General features: G+C 53.0%; 20 protein-coding genes. 2 read left to right on the top strand and 18 right to left on the bottom strand.

The annotated features are described in order from the left end of the window. Nucleotides 1-7: 7 nt before the first annotated feature. The 5 genes from dbpA to E2566_RS14715 form a co-directional block, all read right to left on the bottom strand. Nucleotides 8-1,390, bottom strand: coding sequence for an ATP-dependent RNA helicase DbpA (gene dbpA / locus E2566_RS14695; protein ID WP_107170243.1), 1,383 nt, complete (start codon nucleotides 1,388-1,390; stop codon nucleotides 8-10). A gap of 120 nt (nucleotides 1,391-1,510) precedes the next feature. Continuing rightward, nucleotides 1,511-2,245, bottom strand: a complete 735-nt coding sequence (locus tag E2566_RS14700; protein ID WP_107170242.1) for a molybdate ABC transporter substrate-binding protein — start codon at nucleotides 2,243-2,245, stop codon at nucleotides 1,511-1,513. Then, nucleotides 2,242-3,012 (bottom strand): ABC transporter ATP-binding protein, encoded by a 771-nt coding sequence (locus E2566_RS14705; protein ID WP_107170241.1) that lies wholly within the window; start codon nucleotides 3,010-3,012, stop codon nucleotides 2,242-2,244. Before E2566_RS14705 ends, E2566_RS14700 begins: the two co-directional genes overlap by 4 nt. A gap of 1 nt (nucleotide 3,013) precedes the next feature. After that, nucleotides 3,014-4,033: a FecCD family ABC transporter permease gene (locus tag E2566_RS14710; protein WP_107170240.1), complete on the bottom strand. Its 1,020-nt coding sequence runs from the start codon at nucleotides 4,031-4,033 to the stop codon at nucleotides 3,014-3,016. Beyond that, nucleotides 4,030-5,094: an ABC transporter substrate-binding protein gene (locus E2566_RS14715; protein WP_107170239.1), complete on the bottom strand. Its 1,065-nt coding sequence runs from the start codon at nucleotides 5,092-5,094 to the stop codon at nucleotides 4,030-4,032. Before E2566_RS14715 ends, E2566_RS14710 begins: the two co-directional genes overlap by 4 nt. Before the next feature lie 336 nt (nucleotides 5,095-5,430). On the opposite strand from E2566_RS14715, the gene E2566_RS14720 reads away from it, so the two are divergent. Both E2566_RS14720 and ypdK read left to right on the top strand, forming a co-directional pair. Continuing rightward, entirely contained in the window at nucleotides 5,431-6,456 is a 1,026-nt protein-coding gene (locus E2566_RS14720; RefSeq protein WP_107170238.1) for an LLM class flavin-dependent oxidoreductase, read from the top strand. 407 nt (nucleotides 6,457-6,863) lie between these two features. Then, nucleotides 6,864-6,938, top strand: a complete 75-nt coding sequence (gene ypdK, locus E2566_RS14725) for a membrane protein YpdK (protein ID WP_099606229.1) — start codon at nucleotides 6,864-6,866, stop codon at nucleotides 6,936-6,938. A gap of 141 nt (nucleotides 6,939-7,079) precedes the next feature. Here the strand turns inward: ypdK and E2566_RS14730 are convergent, their stop codons facing one another. The 13 genes from E2566_RS14730 to gspC form a co-directional block, all read right to left on the bottom strand. Further along, nucleotides 7,080-7,928: a prepilin peptidase gene (locus E2566_RS14730; protein ID WP_107170237.1), complete on the bottom strand. Its 849-nt coding sequence runs from the start codon at nucleotides 7,926-7,928 to the stop codon at nucleotides 7,080-7,082. Nucleotides 7,929-8,053: 125 nt separating this feature from the next. Beyond that, the gene (locus E2566_RS14735; RefSeq protein ID WP_107170236.1) at nucleotides 8,054-8,800 is read right to left on the bottom strand and encodes a type II secretion system protein N; all 747 of its coding nucleotides are present in this window, start codon (nucleotides 8,798-8,800) and stop codon (nucleotides 8,054-8,056) included. After that, the gene (gspM, locus tag E2566_RS14740) at nucleotides 8,790-9,284 is read right to left on the bottom strand and encodes a type II secretion system protein GspM (RefSeq protein WP_107170235.1); all 495 of its coding nucleotides are present in this window, start codon (nucleotides 9,282-9,284) and stop codon (nucleotides 8,790-8,792) included. The genes E2566_RS14735 and gspM overlap by 11 nt, the downstream gene beginning before the upstream one ends. Further along, nucleotides 9,281-10,558 carry a type II secretion system protein GspL gene (gene gspL / locus E2566_RS14745; protein ID WP_107170234.1) on the bottom strand — a complete coding sequence of 426 codons (1,278 nt, stop codon included), beginning with the start codon at nucleotides 10,556-10,558 and terminating at the stop codon, nucleotides 9,281-9,283. The genes gspM and gspL overlap by 4 nt, the downstream gene beginning before the upstream one ends. After that, on the bottom strand, nucleotides 10,555-11,541 hold the full coding sequence (gene gspK, locus E2566_RS14750; RefSeq protein WP_107170233.1) for a type II secretion system minor pseudopilin GspK: 987 nt from the start codon (nucleotides 11,539-11,541) through the stop codon (nucleotides 10,555-10,557). The genes gspL and gspK overlap by 4 nt, the downstream gene beginning before the upstream one ends. Then, nucleotides 11,538-12,170: a type II secretion system minor pseudopilin GspJ gene (gspJ, locus tag E2566_RS14755; RefSeq protein WP_400371656.1), complete on the bottom strand. Its 633-nt coding sequence runs from the start codon at nucleotides 12,168-12,170 to the stop codon at nucleotides 11,538-11,540. Before gspJ ends, gspK begins: the two co-directional genes overlap by 4 nt. A 17-nt stretch (nucleotides 12,171-12,187) precedes the next feature. After that, complete coding sequence (gene gspI, locus E2566_RS14760) at nucleotides 12,188-12,553, bottom strand: type II secretion system minor pseudopilin GspI (protein WP_107170231.1); 366 nt, start codon at nucleotides 12,551-12,553, stop codon at nucleotides 12,188-12,190. Next, complete coding sequence (gspH, locus tag E2566_RS14765) at nucleotides 12,550-13,116, bottom strand: type II secretion system minor pseudopilin GspH (RefSeq protein ID WP_107170230.1); 567 nt, start codon at nucleotides 13,114-13,116, stop codon at nucleotides 12,550-12,552. The genes gspI and gspH overlap by 4 nt, the downstream gene beginning before the upstream one ends. A gap of 101 nt (nucleotides 13,117-13,217) precedes the next feature. Next, nucleotides 13,218-13,658 carry a type II secretion system major pseudopilin GspG gene (gspG, locus tag E2566_RS14770; protein ID WP_107170229.1) on the bottom strand — a complete coding sequence of 147 codons (441 nt, stop codon included), beginning with the start codon at nucleotides 13,656-13,658 and terminating at the stop codon, nucleotides 13,218-13,220. Between the two features lie 32 nt (nucleotides 13,659-13,690). Then, nucleotides 13,691-14,917 carry a type II secretion system inner membrane protein GspF gene (gene gspF / locus E2566_RS14775; RefSeq protein ID WP_107170228.1) on the bottom strand — a complete coding sequence of 409 codons (1,227 nt, stop codon included), beginning with the start codon at nucleotides 14,915-14,917 and terminating at the stop codon, nucleotides 13,691-13,693. A 1-nt stretch (nucleotide 14,918) separates the two neighbouring features. Beyond that, a complete protein-coding gene (gspE, locus tag E2566_RS14780; protein WP_107170227.1) occupies nucleotides 14,919-16,415 on the bottom strand; it encodes a type II secretion system ATPase GspE in 1,497 nt (498 codons plus the stop codon). After that, nucleotides 16,412-18,364 (bottom strand): type II secretion system secretin GspD, encoded by a 1,953-nt coding sequence (gspD, locus tag E2566_RS14785; RefSeq protein ID WP_165800666.1) that lies wholly within the window; start codon nucleotides 18,362-18,364, stop codon nucleotides 16,412-16,414. The genes gspE and gspD overlap by 4 nt, the downstream gene beginning before the upstream one ends. A gap of 88 nt (nucleotides 18,365-18,452) precedes the next feature. Next, nucleotides 18,453-19,316, bottom strand: coding sequence for a type II secretion system protein GspC (gene gspC / locus E2566_RS14790; RefSeq protein ID WP_107170257.1), 864 nt, complete (start codon nucleotides 19,314-19,316; stop codon nucleotides 18,453-18,455). Nucleotides 19,317-19,339 lie beyond the last annotated feature (23 nt).

The following is a 19,339-nucleotide window of genomic DNA, read 5'->3' on the forward strand; positions in this document are numbered from 1 at the left end:
ATACCGGTTACTTTAACAATCTAGCCTTACAGCTTTTCCCTTTGATTTTGCCTTTCTGGAGCTGCTGCAACGCACGTTTAGCACTGGCTTTACGGATAGCCACATACGCATGCAGCGGGAACATATCTATTTTACCAACTTCCGCCGCCGTTAATCCCGCATCGCCAGTTAATGCGCCAAGAATATCACCGGGACGAATTTTGGCTTTTCTGCCACCATCTATGCACAGCGTCATCATCTCAGGTTCGAGCGCAACCTCACCACTGCGGCTAATCTCATCCGCCGACGTCCACTTAATGCGCATACCGAGATAGTCTTCAATCAGATTAGCGCGATTCATTTCCTGTGGCGTACATAGGCTGACAGCCAGTCCCTGCGTACCCGCGCGCCCTGTTCTGCCAATACGGTGCACGTGAACTTCAGGATCGAAAGCCAGCTCAAAATTCACCACCAGCGCCAGCTCTTTGATATCAAGACCGCGAGCCGCAACATCGGTTGCAACCAGCACGCGGCAGCTGCGGTTAGCAAAACGCACCAGCACCTGATCGCGATCGCGCTGTTCCAGATCGCCATGCAGCGCCGATACGCTAATCCCACGCATGTCCAGTGCGTCAAATACGCTCTGGCAATCGCGCTTCGTGTTGCAAAACACCACGCAGGATGCTGGCTGATAATGGCTCAGAATGGCAATCAGCAGCGGCAGCCGCTGTTCTTTCGTCGTCTCATAGAAACGTTGTTCAATGGCCGACTCTTCCACATCATCTGCAATCTCAAAACGTTGCGGCTGGCGTTGAACCCGTGCGCTGATCTGTTCGATCTCTTCCGGGTAAGTAGCGGAAAATAGCAGGGTTTGACGATCGGACGGCGTATAGGAAATCACATCATCAATGGCGTCAGTGAACCCCATGTCCAGCATGCGATCCGCTTCATCCAGCACCAGCACTTTCAGGCTATCCAGAGACAGTGACTGCTTGCGTAAATGATCCTGAATACGCCCTGGCGTTCCGACGACAATATGTGGAGCGTGAACCAGCGAATCGAGCTGTTGCCCCATCGGCTGACCGCCACACAGTGTCAAAATCTTAATGTTTTGCGCAAAACGCGCCAGACGACGCAGCTCTTTGCTAACCTGATCGGCCAGTTCACGCGTCGGACACAGCACCAGTGCCTGAGTGGTAAAGTCGCTCACGACAATACGATCCAGCAGCCCAATCCCGAATGCCGCCGTCTTGCCGCTACCGGTTTTCGCCTTGGCCCGCACGTCCGCGCCGCTCAGAACCGCTGGCAACGTCGCCGCCTGAACGGGCGTCATATCGGTATAGCCCAGTTCATTAAGATTGGATAACTGCTCTGCCGGCAGCGCGAGGGAAGAAAAAGAGGTTGTGCTCACAGTGATTACTCTACCAAGGACGAAATAACAGAAGGTGACGCCGAGCCAAAGAACGGCGCAGATATGCCGCAATCATAGCAGAGTTCGCCATCGTTGACCGATTTACCTCCCGTTCTCCCGCTAAAACAACGAGGCGAACCCTCTATTCACCAAAAAATCCTGTCCTTCGGGTGACAAAAGGTAGTTCGCCAGCAGTCGTGCTTCACGTCGGGCTGGCTTCATGATGGCCAACATGTACTCAGCATCAATCCGATAGGGATCGGGTAAGTGAACCACATGCAAATCCGGCTGATTGAGCAGTAATGGCAGATAGCTGGCATAGCCAATGTGCATATCACTCTGCCCGGTACGAATCAGGTAGCTCCCCGCCGTCATCCCCGTCGGAATCGCATGGTCCAGCCCCCTACCCACTAACGGTTTCGCTTTGTCCCGCAGCTGATTTCCCCAACCCCGATGCAGGCGTTCGATGCGATCAAAGAGTTGAAAAGCATAATCCCCACCGGGATCACTGCCGGGCGTTGAGGTAGAAAGCACAAAACGCGGGTCAAGCAGCGCCATCAGCCAGGATTGCGTGGTAAGTTCTGGCACATTACGCATAACGATGCAAAGGTGATTGCGCGTAAACACAGAGGTTTCCTCCGCCAGCCCCATCGTTTTCAAGCGCAGCGGATGTGCACAGTTTGCCGATGCAAAAATATCTACCGCGTCGCCGTGCATTATTTTTTCGCTCAATAGCCCGGCCGGACCGAAAGTCGACATCACCTCCACCGCGTAGCGTTCACTGAATGTCGTCAACAAAGGAGCAAACGCGAGGCGTAGGCTGCCAGCAGCATACAGGCGAAGAGGGTCGCTCATGGTCGCTCCGTCATGGTTAATATCGGTATCAGCGCGCGATACGGCTGCGGCGCGATTTCCACACAAACCTGCCGTACCGGGATGCCGTACAAACGCGACAGGTTAGCCTCCGTCAGAACTTCATCGCTGCGGCCATAAAGATAATGCTGATTGTCCATCAGGAGCAGCGCCTGCTCTGCAATTGCTAACGCGTGGGAAGGATCGTGCGTGGTCAGCAGGATGCTCAGATGCTGCGTCCTTGCCAGATCCTTCAATAGCCACAGCACCTGCGCCTGATTTTGTACATCAAGCGCCGCCATAGGCTCATCCAGAATCAACATCTGACACTCTGATGCCAATGCCCGTGCAATTAACACAAGCTGCCGCTGCCCGCCGGACAACGCACTAAATTCACACTCGCCAAGCGATGCGATGCCCAGCAGGTTCAGCGCATGCTGAGCCACGCGAGTATCATGCGCAGAGGGCATGGTAAACAACCGAACACGCGCGGCACGCCCCATCAGTACCATATCCAGAACGCTGTAGGAAAACGGTGGGGTAAATATCTGTGGCACAAAACCAATACGCCCCTCACGCTGGATTGTCCCAGAAAGCGGCGATAAGTGGCCCAGTAAGGTATTCAGAAGCGTGGTTTTCCCTCTGCCATTCGCTCCCAGAATTGCCGTCACCTCACCTTCCCTACAACACAAATTTAGCGGTGAAAAAAAGCCCCGCCCCTGTTGGTAGCCATACACGAGTTCTTCTGTCGATAACCTGATAATAGACATGCTAGCGTCCTCGCCCCTGGCGCTGTGTTTTATACAGCAGCACAGCGAAAAGTGGTGCGCCAAGTAGCGCTGTCAGAATGCCCAACGGAATCTCGGCTTCACTGAGATTGCGAGCCAGATCGTCTACCAGCACCATAAAGCCACCACCAAGCCACAACGACACTGGCAACAAACGGCGATGGTCGGCTCCCACCAACATGCGCGCGACATGGGGGATCACCAGACCTATCCAGCCGATACTACCACTGACCGCCACCTGAGCAGCCACGATGGCAGCACACAGACTCAAAACCAGCCAACGCAACGGCTGTACGGCAACACCCAGCGCGCGCGCATCCTGCTCTCCCATCGACAACACGTTCACGTGCCAGCGCAGCCGCAACAGCAACCCACCCGCAAGCGCTAATGGCACCGCCACCGTTATTAGCGAGTTCCAGTGTGCGGTGGCAAAGCTACCCAGCAGCCAGAACACGATGCTCGGCAGCTTCTCTTCGGTATCCGCCAGATATTGCATCAGGCTGACCAGCGCCCCAAAAAAGCCGCTGAGGATGACACCTGCCAGAATGAGGATCAGTACATTCTGTTTACCGAATGCGGCGGCCATCATGAAAATCAGCAGGAGCGCCACCATGCCGAACGCAAACGCAGATAGCAGCAAAAACAGCGGTGTCCAGCTTAATAGAATGGCCAGCGTGCCGCCAAAGGCTGCGCCGGCGGATACACCAATAATATGCGGGTCGACCAACGGATTACGGAAAACGCCTTGCAGCGTGGCCCCGCTCAGCGCCAGCGCCGCACCCGCGCACCAGGCTAATAACACGCGGGGTAAGCGGACACTCCATACCACTTGCCGCTCGATATCTCCAAGTAAAGGATTGTCGCCAGACAGCGGTTCGGCAAGGATCTGGACGATGCGCCACGGGGATAAGCTAAAGCGCCCGAGCCCCAGCGAACATACGGCAATCAACAGCGTGAGCACCACCACTGTCAGCAACGTAATCCGATAAGTGCGATAACTCATTGTGCCGCAGAGGCTTCCGTGCGGTAGTCCATACGGTAGAAGCGTTGGTAATACTCATCAGCGGCTTTTTGCATATCGATATCTGCGAAACGTTCGGGATACAGTTTTTTCGCCATCCATAATTCGCCAATCGCTAACGCTTCCGGCATTGGGTAACCCCAGGCTTTGGCATATTCGGGCATCAGATACACACGATGCTGTTTCACCGCATCAATCGCCTGCCAGGCCGGATCGTTGACGATCTGCTTCACGACATCTGGGTAGCGATCCTGCACAAAAATCACCTGCGGGTTCCAGGCCAATACATTTTCAATCGACACCTGTTTGAAGCCTTTTATCGAGGCTGCCGCCACGTTCAACGCCCCCGCATGCGACATCATCAGGCCGGTATATTTTCCTGAACCATAGGTTGTCAAATCTGGGTTAGCCATATACACGCGGATTCGCTTTTCTTCTGGGATGGAATCCAACCGCGCACTAACGTTCTGCCGCTGCGTAAAGGTATAGTCAATCAGCGCTTCCGCCTGTTTTTGACGCTCAACCACGTCACCAATCAGCCGAATCCCTGCCTTGAGCCCTTCGTTATACGCGGTGTTTTCATCACCCATCGTAGGATTGATCTTGTCGGCTTCTCCCGGCTGATCCTGACGTAGCGAGATCGCCACAACCGGAATCCCCGTCCGCTCAATCTGTGAAATCATTTCCGGCGGGGCATAGTTAGCAACAAAAACCACCTGCGGCGACAGCTTCAGCAGGCTTTCAATATTAACCTGCGTGAGGTCGCCCGGCATCGGTAGATCCGCCAGACGCGGAGCAAGCCGCAAATAATGCTCTCCTAGCTGTTTCTTCCAACTGGATAGCACACCGACCACGCTATCCTGTGCATCCAATTGCACCAGCAAATTGAGTGTTTGATGCTGCAACACCACCACGCGGTTAACATGGTCGGGAATGGTCACATTGCGCCCCAGTTGATCGGTGACCTGACGCGCCGCCCAGACATTGGAAAACACCAAAAACAACCCGGTAAACCACAGTGTGTAGCCAAATTTCTTTATCATGTTCGTATCCTGACTTTCGCTATATATAAAATAATACAGCGTCAGCGAGAAAGAGAATACTGATCTCGCTCATAATAATATTTAGATACCAACTTCGAGGTAGATAAGCGGGATTGCGTGTTCCCTAAAGGTTATTTACGGGAACAAATCGAGAAATCATCCGCTCAACACACCCTTTACTCTGCAAACGATCGCTCAGATAAACTGAATTATTACGTTAAAAAAATGACATTTATTCTCATTATTAATCGCGTAGAGTAATCACACTGTGGCGTTACGCCTTGCTACGCACACGCTTATGCTAAATATCTCGCTGAATATAAGGATAAATACCCTATGAAGAAGATTGGATTTTTATCATTTGGCCACTGGACACCGTCGCAGCAGTCCGGCACGCGTTCAGCGGCAGATTCATTACTGCAATCCATCGATCTTGCTGTCGCAGCAGAGGAACTGGGCGCTGATGGCGCTTATTTCAGGGTTCATCATTTTGCCCGCCAACTGGGTTCACCTTTTCCACTGCTGGCGGCGATTGGTGCGAAAACCCGCAGCATTGAAATTGGCACTGGCGTCATCGACATGCGCTACGAAAACCCACTGTATATGGCTGAAAATGCCGGTGCGGCCGATTTGATTTCAGAGGGTCGATTACAGCTCGGTATCAGTCGAGGTTCTCCTGAGCAGGTCATTGATGGCTGGCGCTATTTTGGCTATCAGCCCACAGAAGGTCAGTCCGAAGCGGATATGGCGCGACATCATACTGAGGTATTGCTGGATGTGCTGCGTGGAGAAGGGTTTGCAAAGCCGAATCCGCAGCCCATGTTCCCGAACCCACCGGGTCTGCTACGTCTGGAACCTTATTCTGAAGGGCTGCGTGAACGAATCTGGTGGGGGGCAGGATCGAATGCAACGGCGGTATGGGCGGCGAAGCTGGGAATGAACCTGCAAAGCTCCACGTTGAAGGATGATGAAACTGGCGAACCTTTTCATATTCAACAAGCACAGCAAATTCGCGCATACCGAGCTGCCTGGGCTGAGGCTGGACATACACGCACACCGCGCGTCTCCGTTAGCCGGAGTATTTTTGCACTGATGGATCAGCGCGATCGCGCCTATTTCGGCGGGAGCAGTAACGATAGCGATACCGTCGGTTTTCTCGATGAGAAAACACGCGCGATTTTCGGGCGCAGTTATGCTGCTGAGCCAGAAACACTCATCCAACAGTTAAAACAGGATGAAGCAATTGCTGAAGCAGATACGTTATTGCTGACAGTGCCGAATCAACTCGGTGTTGATTACAATGCGCATGTTATCGAAGCGATTCTGAAGCATATCGCGCCTGCGATGGGGTGGAGAGAGTAGGCTGCCAGTCACCTAAATAACTCGCCTGATGATGGGCTGATAACAATACAATTACTCGACTATTAATGAGGCGTTACTCCTAAGATAGCGCCGTCAAAAATCGGGGGAATAAGGGACGATTTTCACCGGAACTCCCCCGAATTTCCCGGCCTCAGAAGCGACGCAACGCTTTTTAATGCTATTTTGAAAATATAGTTTCTGGACCTCTTGAATTCCCCCCCTCACTCGGCGTAGATTTAGCGCCGATCCCGTCATAACTAGTGTGATTCTGGTGATGACAACGGGAAGAATTACCCTTCGGCGACGTTCTCCTGTGGTGACATCGTCGGCTGCGTAATGACTTCCTTCCATAATAAAACGCACAATCGGGATCGTTGCTGGCGTGGTTTCTGCTGGAGAATAAATCGGTGAAGTATTTTTTTATGGGTATCTCATTCTGCTTAGTCGTTTGGGTGAGTACCTTTATGCTGATGGTAGAATAACCTGTCATTTGCCCGGCAAAGATGTCTTCGCTGAAGGGCACACACAGAGATAAAAAAGGCTGATGGTATTTATACCCTCAGCCTATTTTTATGCCTTTTATTCGCTGTCTAATTATGATTCAGCCATGTCTTTGTCATTATCTACAGATTGACCCCATTCATTATCACACTGAACACGCCGCCAAGTGCCAGCCAGGGACCAAATGCCAACGGTTTATCCGTCCCTTCTTTGCGCAATCCGCGCCAGACGAGTGTCACAACCAGCCCGCTTAGCGCCGCTACCAGCACTAAATTCGGTAATGCCTGCCAGCCCAGCCATGCCCCCAGCGCAGCCAGTAACTTGAAATCACCGTACCCCAGCGCCTCTTTGCCTGTGGCATATTTAAATCCCCAATAAAGTAGCCACAGCGACAAATAGCCGGCCATGGCACCTATCACCGCATCGTTCAATGAAACAAACGTTTCCGATAAATTAAACAAAAGCCCCATCCACAGGAGCGACAACGTGAGTACATCCGGCAACAACAGCGTTTTTATATCAATAACGGTCAACACCAGCAGGAAAGACAGCAGAATTAACGCTCCCCACAGCGCCATACCGGGAACCCATAGCCAACCCGCCGTCAGAAAAACCAGCATGGTGATAGCTTCCACTAGCGGATATTGCACAGACACCGGTTGATGACAACAGCGGGAGCGCCCGCGCAGCCACAACCAGCTGAACAGCGGGATGTTATCTTTCACCGCAATAGCCTGCCGACAATGTGAACAAGCCGAAGGCGGCCACCACAGGTTATAACGCGCACTATCACGACCGGAATCCGTCACTCCCATCTGAAGATCGGTATCCTGCTGCCAACGTCGTTCCAGCATAATTGGCAGGCGGTAAATCACCACATTCAGAAAACTGCCAATAATCAGCCCCAATACACCCAGCATGCTGAACCACCATGCAGGAAACACCTGTGCGAATTCCCTTAAATCATCCACGTTAATCCCTGAGTATTGATAAAGAAGTGGTATAGATGAGTTGCCCGTTCTCGCGAGCGCCTACGCAGTGATTGCAACGATCGTCTTTATTACAACAATTGTCTTTATTACAACAGTTGTCTTTATTACAACAAGCGCCCCTGAAAATTCAGCGTTCTGGCACCCTGTTCGTCTGCTTTACCCGTGGTCGCCAGCAGCTTTTTCATGGTCGCGGGTAAGTCATTCCCGCTGCTAAGCCGTCCCGTAAAACGGTATTCGCCTTTCGGGGTAACGCTGCCTTTACCAGACAACTGTAGATATGAGGAAACCTGCCGCAGACTCGCTTCCAGTCCGCCTTGTTGGCAGCGTAGCGTGGCCTGAGGCGTCGCTAACGCCAGCCCACCCAGCGGCGTTTTTACCCGCGCGTCTGCCCAAATGACGCTAGCATCCAGCGACTGGCAGCCTGAACGATCGACCGTCGCTTCTTGCAGATTTAGCTGCACGTTTCCTTCCGCCCCGATTGGCACAATAAAACGTAACTGGCTGAATAAGTAGCCGGCCGGAACAGAAAGCCGCCATTGATAAAGCTGCGGCTGCTGCCAGCCGCGAATGATTCCATGACCTTCAATGCCTTCCGGGTTTTTAAACGCAATCTCTAACGCGGGCATAAAACCCGAAAAAGTGATTTTCCAGTGCACATCGTCCAACGTTAACTTACGCCAGCTAAACCGTTGCAGATTCCCCTGCCATAGCGTTCCAGCGGCCTCCGCGACCACCATTCCGGCTGGCAGGGGCACCGCAGTAAGCAAGCGGGCAGGTGCATAGCACGCCAGAAACAGCCCATAGGCCAGAACCAGAGCGACACCAGCGCTGATGCCGGATTTAAGCTTCATCCGACCGTTCCAGCATTAGCCTGGTGACATCCACCATGCCAGGGCTTTGCTCTACGGCATTCACATCCAGCGACACAACACGTACGCCGTTTTGCCGTTCCAGTTCACTCAGCCAGCGTAGCAGACTATTGAAGTCACTCTGCGCTAGCGTTACCGATGCCTGGTTCCCCTGCGGCTGCAAACGTACAACAGACAGTCCGTAACGCTGGGTACTTTGTGAAATCAAAATAGGCAGACTGGTTTCCCTCTGACTATTTTCCCCCTGCGCCTGATTTTCCTGTGGAATCGATGGGGCCTGTTTTTGCATCCAGTTTACGGTTTGCTGTTCACGGGAAATTGTGCGTTCCCACAGTTCCTCCCGCAGTTGCCACGGCTGAACAATAGCGTAATAAACCAGACAGAGCAGAAGCATCGCCGCACACACGACCATAAGCTGGCGCTCCCGCGGGCTCATGGCCTGCCAGCGTTGCCGTAATTCATTCATTGCTGGCTCCTTAATGTTAACCGGCCTTCAACCCGATCGTTTTCCTGCCGCATCTCACCCGCCTGTACCTGATAATAGGCAGCAGCCTGCTGCTGAAACTGTTCCAACTCTTGATAAGACGTACCCTGCAACGCCAATCGGAATTCACCCGCAGAACCGTCGTAAGACAGCGACTGAATTTTGATCGCGCTATTCTGCGTCATGAGTTGCTGCAAAGGGCTCAATTGCTCCAGTAGCCCCTTCCCCGCACTCCCGGCTGTCGTACGTTGCAGATGCTGCTGCATCTGTGCTCGCGGGTTAACGACATTCGTCTCGGAAGGGAAAATTTGCCGATAGACGCGCACGCTCTCCTGCCGCCAATGCTCGGCCTGCTGATAAAGCTGATAGTGCGCCCAGCCAGCATCCGCCACGACCAACAAGAGATAACAAGCAAAAGCAATTCCAACGCTACGCCACGGCAATAGCCTGTTTTGCCACGCGTTCTCCGGCGCATAATCGCCTTGCCGCAAATCAACTGAAGCGGGTAGAGATACCGTCGCCGCCAATGTAAAGAGATCCGTTTCTGGCTGCGCCTTCCACTCGCTTTCCTCCTGCCATTCGTACTGCGACAGCTCACCGCCAATCGAGGCAGCGCTATAGCTGTATATCGCAGGCAGCGGCATAGATGCCTTCAGCAGGTCACCACACCAAGACGATTCTGCCGCCATGGCATGACCCGTAGGCTGGCGAAACAGCCACATGTCATCATGTTGCAACGCGCTCCACCCATCCTGATGTTTTGGCAATACGCGAGCATCAGGCAACAGGGCATCAACGCGGAGACCCAACGCATCACACAGTGCCAGCCACTGCTGCATTCGGCTTTTTTCCACCACGGCAACCGTACCGTCATCACCATGAATTTCCAACACGGCAAAATGCAGCTTTTCAATATCCGTAGCCAGTTGATCTTCCAGCATAAATGGTACGACTTGCGTCAGTTGACGCCGCGCCTGCCGGGGCAACGTCAGGGCATAAAACGTCACGTCCGTTGCCGGAACCAGAACGCGGGTAAATGCCACGGACGGATAGGCTGCCAGCGCAGGACGAACCTGCTCTACGCTGCCGCGTCCCTGACTCAGTACGCTTTCCCCATTGGATGAACGGACCTGCCATTCGATTTCGCCCTGTTCCTCTACCGGAAGGCGCACAATGAGGCACGGATGTCGAACAACCGAACCTCGATTTAATGGAGCTTTCGCGGTTTTTTTCTTCCATTTTCCCGCTAATTTCATGGATTCACCGTCCTATATCCTCCATATTGCCGCTGCACAACCTCTACCTTTTGCCCACTCAAATGAAGCAAGCTGCGTTGGTGAAAATCACTGTCGCCGACACGTACCTGAAGCTTTACAAAAAACCACTCACTTTTCACTGCCAGCACCCGCTGCGCGGTATTTTTACTATTCGGAGGCAATAGTCCCGTTTGCTGCAATACCTCCAGGCTTGCCCATCCCATACGTGGACGCTGCTGCACCAACGCTTTTGCCTGAGACATCGTCATTTCATTCAAGAAAATAGCGGATAACAGCGGAGCATCAAACTCAGTTAATGTATTGATATTAATGGACATCGCATCCACTGGTAGCGCACAGACATAAGGTAATAACCGGCGATAGAGATCGCTGTCCATACCGTAAACCGCTCGTAATTCGCTGATTTCACTCATTCTTTGATTGGCTGTGCGATAAGGCACTGGTAACGTGGCATAGACCTCGTCTTCTGCACCGTTCGCCGACGGGTAGTTATCCGCATCAATCCAGTCACGTACCGCCGCAGTGATTTTTTCTGCACGATCCGCATCTTCGCCTAGATTTTTCAACAGAAAACGGAAAACCTGCGCTGGATAAGGTGTCTTCACCAACGTACTTTCGTTATCCACGCCTTGATTGATCGCATTCAGATTAAAGCAGGTGCGCGCATCGCTAATCTGGCCGATGATTTCCCCTCCATCCACCGGGAAACGGTGTCCCGGCTGGGACCAATTTTGCCCAACAAACGTGCGGCCTGGCATATTTCGGGTATCACGTAGCAATATTTGCCCGCTTAGCGTTTCCGCTCCCAAGGCGTACCATTTCGCCTGCTGACGGCTTAAATGCGTTTCGGTACGCAAAAACGCTTTACCCGTGCGTTCCGTGATCGCTGAGGCTATCGTTACCATTAATGCCAGAATCAAGAGCACCACCAGCAGCGCCATGCCGCGCTGACGCGACTTCATTTAACTGGCCCGGTGGTAATCAAGAACATACGCGACATTTCTCCGTAATCCCTTAAGGTCAGCACGACTTCAATTCCTTGTGGCAATTGCGTACTGTTATCCCAGCGGTCGCGCCAGCTTTTGTTGCTGAAAAAGCGTAGGCGAAAACCATCAACCTGCGTGAGAAGCGGTTTTACGCCGGGATCGAGCCCCTCAATAGGGTCGGGAACCGAGTGCGTTAGCCGTTCCAAAGTGTGATCCCGCAGTCGATAGGCTACAGGCTGAAGTTCAGAGCGTGGCAAAATACCAAACGGGTTCTGCCAGCCATTGCGCATAAAACTAACGCCCCAGTCATCACTTTTTAGCTGATCGCGACCGGCGTAGAATATCGAGGTGCTTCCCCGACTGCCACGTGCGATCATCTGGGAAAAATCGCTGTCCATTTGTGAAAAAGCGCGCTGTATTTCAGCCAGACGTTCGGCCTTGCGCTGCGAAATTTCATCGTTACGCATCACACCGTTCAGTACCTGAAACGCGCTGACACTTAATGCCGCAAAAATAGCGATCGACAGTATCATTTCCAGCAGCGTAAACCCCTGCTGACGCCTGCGCTTCGCGGCCTCTCGCACCGTCCTAGCTTGATTGCACATCCTTGTTCTACTAAACATTATTGCTTCACCACATAGGTGCGTAGCGAGGCATCGGAAGCAAAGGCATCTTTATTACGCCGCACTTCCACATCCAGTGCCTTGGTCTGAGGGTCGCCAGTTTCTACACCCTGCCAGCGCCAATGCCAGCGCACGCCCGCGAATTTCGTTTCCCCTCTCACCCACGACGCTTCAGGCCAACGTTGTTCCAACCGTAGTTGAACCTGCTGGTTTTCCGCCACCCAGCCTGCAAATGTTTTCTCTTCCAGCCGACTCAAGCTGCTTGCTTGTCTGGCTGTCGTTTGCAAAACGGCAATGCCCGCCAGCGCAAAAACGCTCAGCGCGACCAACACTTCCACCAGCGTCATCCCTTTCTGTCGTCTCATCGCTTCTTACCCTGACTCATCGACGTCACAAACCGCCCGTTGGCATCCATCTGGAGCCAATTCGAGAGTGCTTTATTGTCAGACTTAACGAACAGACGGAAAGGCGTGATTTCACCACCGGGCAAAATCAGGATATCGGGATCGTCGCCACTCTGCGTTTTCTCCACTTTTTTCCCATCGGCCTGCAATAGCTCAAGCCGTAACCCATCGGGCAGCGCCGCCGATGTCCTCACCCGATACGGTTGCCACGGCTGCCACTTGTAACCCTGCCAGCGATCGCCGCTCGGCACAGACACGCTTTCCGCTGTAGCAGGTCGCTGGAGTTGATAAAACTGCCAGCGATCGGGATAAATGCGCACACCCAGCATATATTCATTCACCTGACTGCTTTCAGCAGCAAATTCTAACTGTGCCTGAAAACGAGCCAACTGCCAGGCGCTGTCATTTTGGCGCTCGGGGGGAAACGCCATGACCACCATACCCGCAGCGATACCGGCCAGTAACACGACCAGCATCATTTCCAGCAGGGTGAACCCCTGCTGCTTCCTCGTTGACCGCTTCATTGCGCTTCTGCCGTCCTTTTCCCGCCGTCATCGGTAGCGATGACCTACAACTATCGCCCGACAGCAATCATCTATAAAAACGGGTGTGCCGCCACATACCTTTATTTTTTATCAAGATTCCAGTTGCCGATATCATCTTCTGTTCCCGGCATACCATCTGGTCCCAAAGAAAAAATATCCAGCTTGCCGTGCTGACCTGGGTTTAGCAGTTGGTAGTCGGTCCCCCATGGGTCCTGCGGCAGGCGACGAATATAGCCATCGGCTGGGTAGTTACGCGGTTCCGGCTGTACCGTCGGCTTCGTTACCAACGCTTTCAGCCCCTGTTCTGTGGACGGATAGCGATTGTTATCCAACTTGTACATATCGAGCGCACTTTCAAGCGAGACAATATCGCTGACCGCTTTTTGTCGATCCGCCTTTTCTTTATTCCCCATCAAATTAGGCACCACCAAACTCGCCAGCACGCCGAGAATGACGATCACCACCATAATTTCCAACAGGGTAAAACCACGCTGACTACCACCACGTTGATACTGTTGCATCCTTACTTTTCCTTGTTCAATTGTTGGTTCTCTTACGAACTCATTAACGTATTCAGTTGCAGGATCGGTTGTAAAATCGCCAATACGATAAACAGCACCACTGCCGCCATGCTGACCACCAGCAGAGGTTCAAATAACCCCAGCGCCAGCGTCATTTGTGAACTGAATTCACGATCCTGATTATCTGCCGCACGCTCCAGCATGCTGTCCAACTCGCCGCTGCGTTCACCGCTGGCGATCATATGGCGCATCATTGGAGGAAAGAGCGCCGTCTGCTCCAGTGCTTTGTGCAGGCTCACCCCTTCTCGCACCGCATCCGTCGCCATAGAAAGTCGATGGCGAGCGTAATCATTGCTCATCACATCGCCGCTAATGCGCATCGCCTGTAGCAGCGGCACGGCACTGGCGTTGAGAATACTGAGCGTCCGCGCATAGCGTGCCGTATTCAGGCCGCGAGCAATACGACCAAGCAGCGGTAAATGCAGTAGGCGTCGATGAAAACTAACGCGCCGTTTTTCCTGCCGCAGCATCACCCGCAGCGCCATAAACCCTACCAGCAACGCCAGCAGGAACCACGGTCCAAACGCACGCACGGCATCACTCATCCCCATCAACACACGGGTTGAAAGCGGCAGCGCCTGTTTCATATGAATAAATTGCTCGACGACTTTCGGCACGACAACAGACAGCAAAATACTCACCACGGCGATCGCGACCACGGTTAGCACGCAAGGATAGATCATCGCCTGCTGTATGCGGCTACGCATCTGTTGACGCTGCTCGGTGTAGTCCGCCAGCCGATTCAGCACTTCATCAAGATGACCGGACGTTTCACCTGCGGCGACCATTGCGCAGTACAAGCGCTCAAAGCTACCGGGAAAACATTTCATGGCATCAGCCAGCGAGTGGCCTTCCATCACCTTGCTGCGCACCGCTGCCATCAATTGGCTCAGATGCGGCTTTTCACTCTGCTTCGCCACGGCATCCAGCGCTTCTTCCAGCGGCAACGATGCCGCCACCAGCGTAGCCAACTGGCGCGTCAACAATGCTAAATCTGAGGTACTAATACGGATCTTGCGACGTAGGGAAAAACCCGTAGCGCTGGATTTCTGCTGTTCGCCTCGGCTTTCATCGACCGATAGCGGCACCAGCCCCCGTTCCCGTAATAGCTGACGCGCCTGTCTGGCAGAGTCGGCCTCCTGACTGCCACGGCATTTTTTCCCCTGCGCATCCAGCGCTTGATAGTGGTACTGTGCCATGTCATTCCTCTTTGGTTACGCGGATCACTTCTTCCCAGGTCGTAAGCCCCGCCAGTACCTTCTCCAACCCATCCTGACGGATCGTTGTTCGGCTCTCTCCCAGAATCTGCGCAATCGCCATTTCACCGTCACGACGATGGATCGCAGCACGGACGTCATCATTGATGAGAACCAATTCATGAATACCAATACGTCCCCGATAGCCGGTAAAGCTACACTGCGGACAACCAACGGGGCTGTGCAGCAGCGTATCCGATGCAATTCCCATCTGTTTTGCCTGAACCGGATCGACAGGCTGCGGCTGGCTACAGTCAGGACACAGCGTTCTGACCAGACGCTGTGCGAGTACGCCCAGCAGAGAAGTTGATAGCAGGAAAGGTTCTACGCCCATATCCTGCAAACGAGACAGCGCGCCCAGCGCACTATTGGTATGCAGTGTGGATAAGACAAGGTGACCCGTTAGCGATGCCTGCACGGCAATTTGCGCGGTTTCCCCATCACGAATTTCCCCCACTAGGACCACATCCGGGTCCTGACGCAAAATGGCACGTAGCCCGCGGGCAAACGTCATATCCACCTTGGTATTGACCTGCGTTTGCCCGATGCCTTCCAGCTCATATTCGATGGGATCTTCCACCGTCATGATGTTACGTTCCGAAGCATTCAGGCGACTAAGCGCAGCATAAAGCGTGGTACTTTTCCCCGACCCAGTCGGACCGGTGACCAGAATAATGCCGTGTGGACGATGGATCAGGCTGTCCAGCAGTTGTCGATTGCGGTCCGACATGCCCAACAATTCAAGATCGAGCTTAACGCTGTTTTTATCCAGCAAACGCAACACAACACGCTCACCGTAATTCGACGGAAGAGTGGATACACGCACGTCAACCGCACGTCCTCCGACCCGCAGCGCCATGCGACCATCCTGCGGGATACGCTTTTCAGCAATATCCAGCTTTGCCATGACTTTGATACGCGACACCAGCAGCGAAGCGAGCTTACGCTGTGGACGCAGAATCTCACGCAGTACACCATCAACGCGGAAACGGATCAGCAAATAGCGCTCATAGGTTTCGATATGAATATCCGATGCTTTATTCTTAATCGCTTCGGTCAGCATGGCGTTAATGAGGCGGATAATCGGCGCATCGTCATCAGCATCAAGCAGATCGTCGCTATCTGGTAGCTCTTCCACCAGCGTATAGAAGTCCATCTCGTTGCCGATGTCCTCCATCATACGGCGCGCTTCTTCCGAGTCGCGCTGATAGCTAATGACCAATTGCCGCTCGAATTCTTCGTCCGTGACCCGCTCAATCCTGAGCGAACATCCAGCCACCCGACGCGCCTCCAACAACGCAGCCGCTGGTGTCTGCGCGACGCAAATCGTTCGAAGGCTCGCATCATTATCCCCCTGCAACAGCAGGATTTGCTGCGACCGTGCATAGGCGAAAGGCAATATGGGGCGTAATTCTATAATCTGGGAAGCCGCGTCACTCATTTCCCGCCCGCCGGGTAAAATGCCACGATAGAGGACTGAACCTGACGGAACGTATAAGCGTTCCCGCCTTCCGGCAAGCGCAGTAAATCGTTATCCAGCAGATTAGCCTTCCCGCCATTCGCCTCTCTCTGCTTCTCTTCTTCAGCATTGAACGAGTGATATTTACTGGCAGAAGCGCTCTGGTATTGGCTACGATCGCGGATAATAGAAGGACGGATAAACAGCATCAGATTACGTTTTTTCGTTTCCTGGCTGTTTGAACGGAACAAATGCCCCAGAACGGGAATATCTCCCAACAGAGGCACTTTACTGGCAGACTCATTCGTACTTTTGTCCAGCAAGCCGCCCACCACCACGGTTTCGCCGCTGCTGACCAGCACTGCGTTATTAACGGTACGCGTATTGAATGTTGCTCCGAGGTTGGTGCTGCTGCTGGAAGCCGCATCCGCTACGCTGGAGACTTCCTGCTCGATTTCCAGTAGAACAGAATCGCCCTCGTTAATTTGGGGCTTCACCTTCAGTTTAATACCGACCGTTTTACGTTCCACCGTTTGGAAAACGTTGTCGCCGGATGTCGTTTGCGAGCCAGCCAACACGGGCACTTCCTGGCCGACGTTAAACGTCGCTTCCATATTATCCAGCGTCACAATACTCGGTGTTGCCAGAATATCGTTCTTGCTGTTGCTGGACAGCGCCGTCATCAGCATGCCCCAGTTACCCTGATAGAAACCGGCAGCAATCCCGTTGAAACCGCCAAGTGCCGTTGTCGCTGCCGTACCAAGTGTTCCATCACGCCGGAATTGATCCGCTCCCGCCATCATTGTCGTGATCGGTAGACCGGTGTTCGTGAACTGCGTCACCCCGGCATTCTTATTGGCCCATTGCACACCGAGGTTCATCCCATCGGCATCTTGTACTTCCGCGATGATCGCTTCGACCAATACCTGTGGGCGACGGATATCCAACTGCGCAATCACCTGTTCCAGATCGCGCATGATGTCAGGCGCTGCATTCACAATCAGCGAGTTGGTTTGCTCATGCGCTTTAATCGAAATGTCTTTGCGCAGCGCAGGCAGCGCATTTTGTTGGTCGGTTTGGATACTGTCGCCTACGCCCGTGAGCACTTCGACCAGATCGGCAGCCTTGGCGTATTTGAGATAGATGACTTTGGTGTTACCTTGCACTGCCTGCTGGCGATCGAGCTGCTTGACCATATCGATGACGCGCTGGCGTGAATTCGGTTCACCCCGTACCAGCACTGAGTTGGTTCGTTCATCGGCCACCACATTCGCGGTTAACATACCCGGCAAGGCGGACTTCTCGTCCATCTTATTCAGCTCATTGACCATCTTCACCACTTCCGTGGAGGACGCGTAAGACAGTGGAATACTGGTAACATTCCGATCGCCCGTCTGATCAACCCGTTCGACGATCGTCATCAACCGCTTGATTACCCCCGCGCGCCCAGTCATCAGCAGCACGTTCGACGGCTCGTAATGCACCACGCTCCCAGCTCCCGCGTTGTCGTTCAACTGACGCAGCAGCGGCGCCAAATCACGCGCCGCCACATTGTTGACGGGCACCACGCGCGTAACAACTTCATCACCGATACCAGGCTGATCATCACTGGCCAACGGCATCGACGTCGATTTCGCATCTTTTGAGCGAATAATTTTCAACACATTGTTATCCATAGGGACAACAGTAAATCCATAAACATCCAGCACGCTAAGGAAGAACTGGTAATACTGCTCTTCGTTCATCATGTCATAACTGCGTACAGTAATCGTTCCGCTGACCGACGGATCGATAATAACCGTCTTATTCAGATTCTTACTGACGGTATTGATAAACTCTTGAATGTCCGTGCCTTTAAAACTGGCGGAGAACTCAGCGCTCCACGCTAACGATGACGCCATCAGCAGAACACTCCCGCTGAGCAATAGCATGCTCTTGCGGCGTACATGACTAAGCCATTGGTTTTTATGCTTTGAAAAAACCTGACGCTTAAAAAATCCCTGTCCCTTGCTAAACAAATTAGTGGTCTCCATCCAGTGCCAGATATATATCTTGCTGTTGACCATCACGCTCGACGGTCAAATTAAATTTGCTCATCCCTGCCAATTGCGCCATCGCCTGCTGTGCCTGATCCGTATCACGTAAATCCATGCCGTTTAATGACACAGCGAGATCGTTATCCTGCAAGCCTGCGCGGTAGAAAAGATCGGGATTTTTGCCGGGGTTTAACTGATATCCTTTCAGTACGTCTTCTTCCGTGACGGGAGAAATGGTGAGGTAATCCTGCGCCGTAAAGGGGGCCTTTTGAATCTCATCTTTCACCTGGCTAAAAGTGCCAGAAGACAGTGGGACAGCGGCGGTGTTTTCTTCCTGATATAAATGGAGCGCCTCATACCGCCCCTGATACTGGAGCACGACACGATCGGCAGAGATAGTCACAATTTTGGCTTCATAGCCGGGAATGGCATCGCCAACATTACGGCTGTATTGCTGACTATCTTTAGCGATAATGGCAATCGAACGCTTGGCGTCTCCACTCGCCAGCACCCCTGTCAGACTGATATTTAACGATGTCAGCGGAATATCACCAGATAGCGCGGCATCGTTAGCTGCGGTCATATCCGCATCGGGAGCATGACCAAACAAGGTAAAATCACCTAACGTAGCAGGTTTTTCTTTCGCCTGGGCAGGCGTGACCGACACGCCAACAACGCGTGAATCTTCAGGTAGGAGAAAGCGCCAGGTCAGTACAGCCAACTGCTGGCAAATCAGCAGTAAAATCAGCCCCAACACAATACGTCGGATCAGCGGCGCGGGCAGTGACCGAACAGAGGCAACCAGCGAATTAAAAGACGGTTCTTTGAAAACTTGCAATCGTGCCATAGCATAATCATCCATAATACTCC

It is taken from the genome of Pectobacterium punjabense, from assembly GCF_012427845.1.
GTDB lineage: Bacteria > Pseudomonadota > Gammaproteobacteria > Enterobacterales > Enterobacteriaceae > Pectobacterium > Pectobacterium punjabense.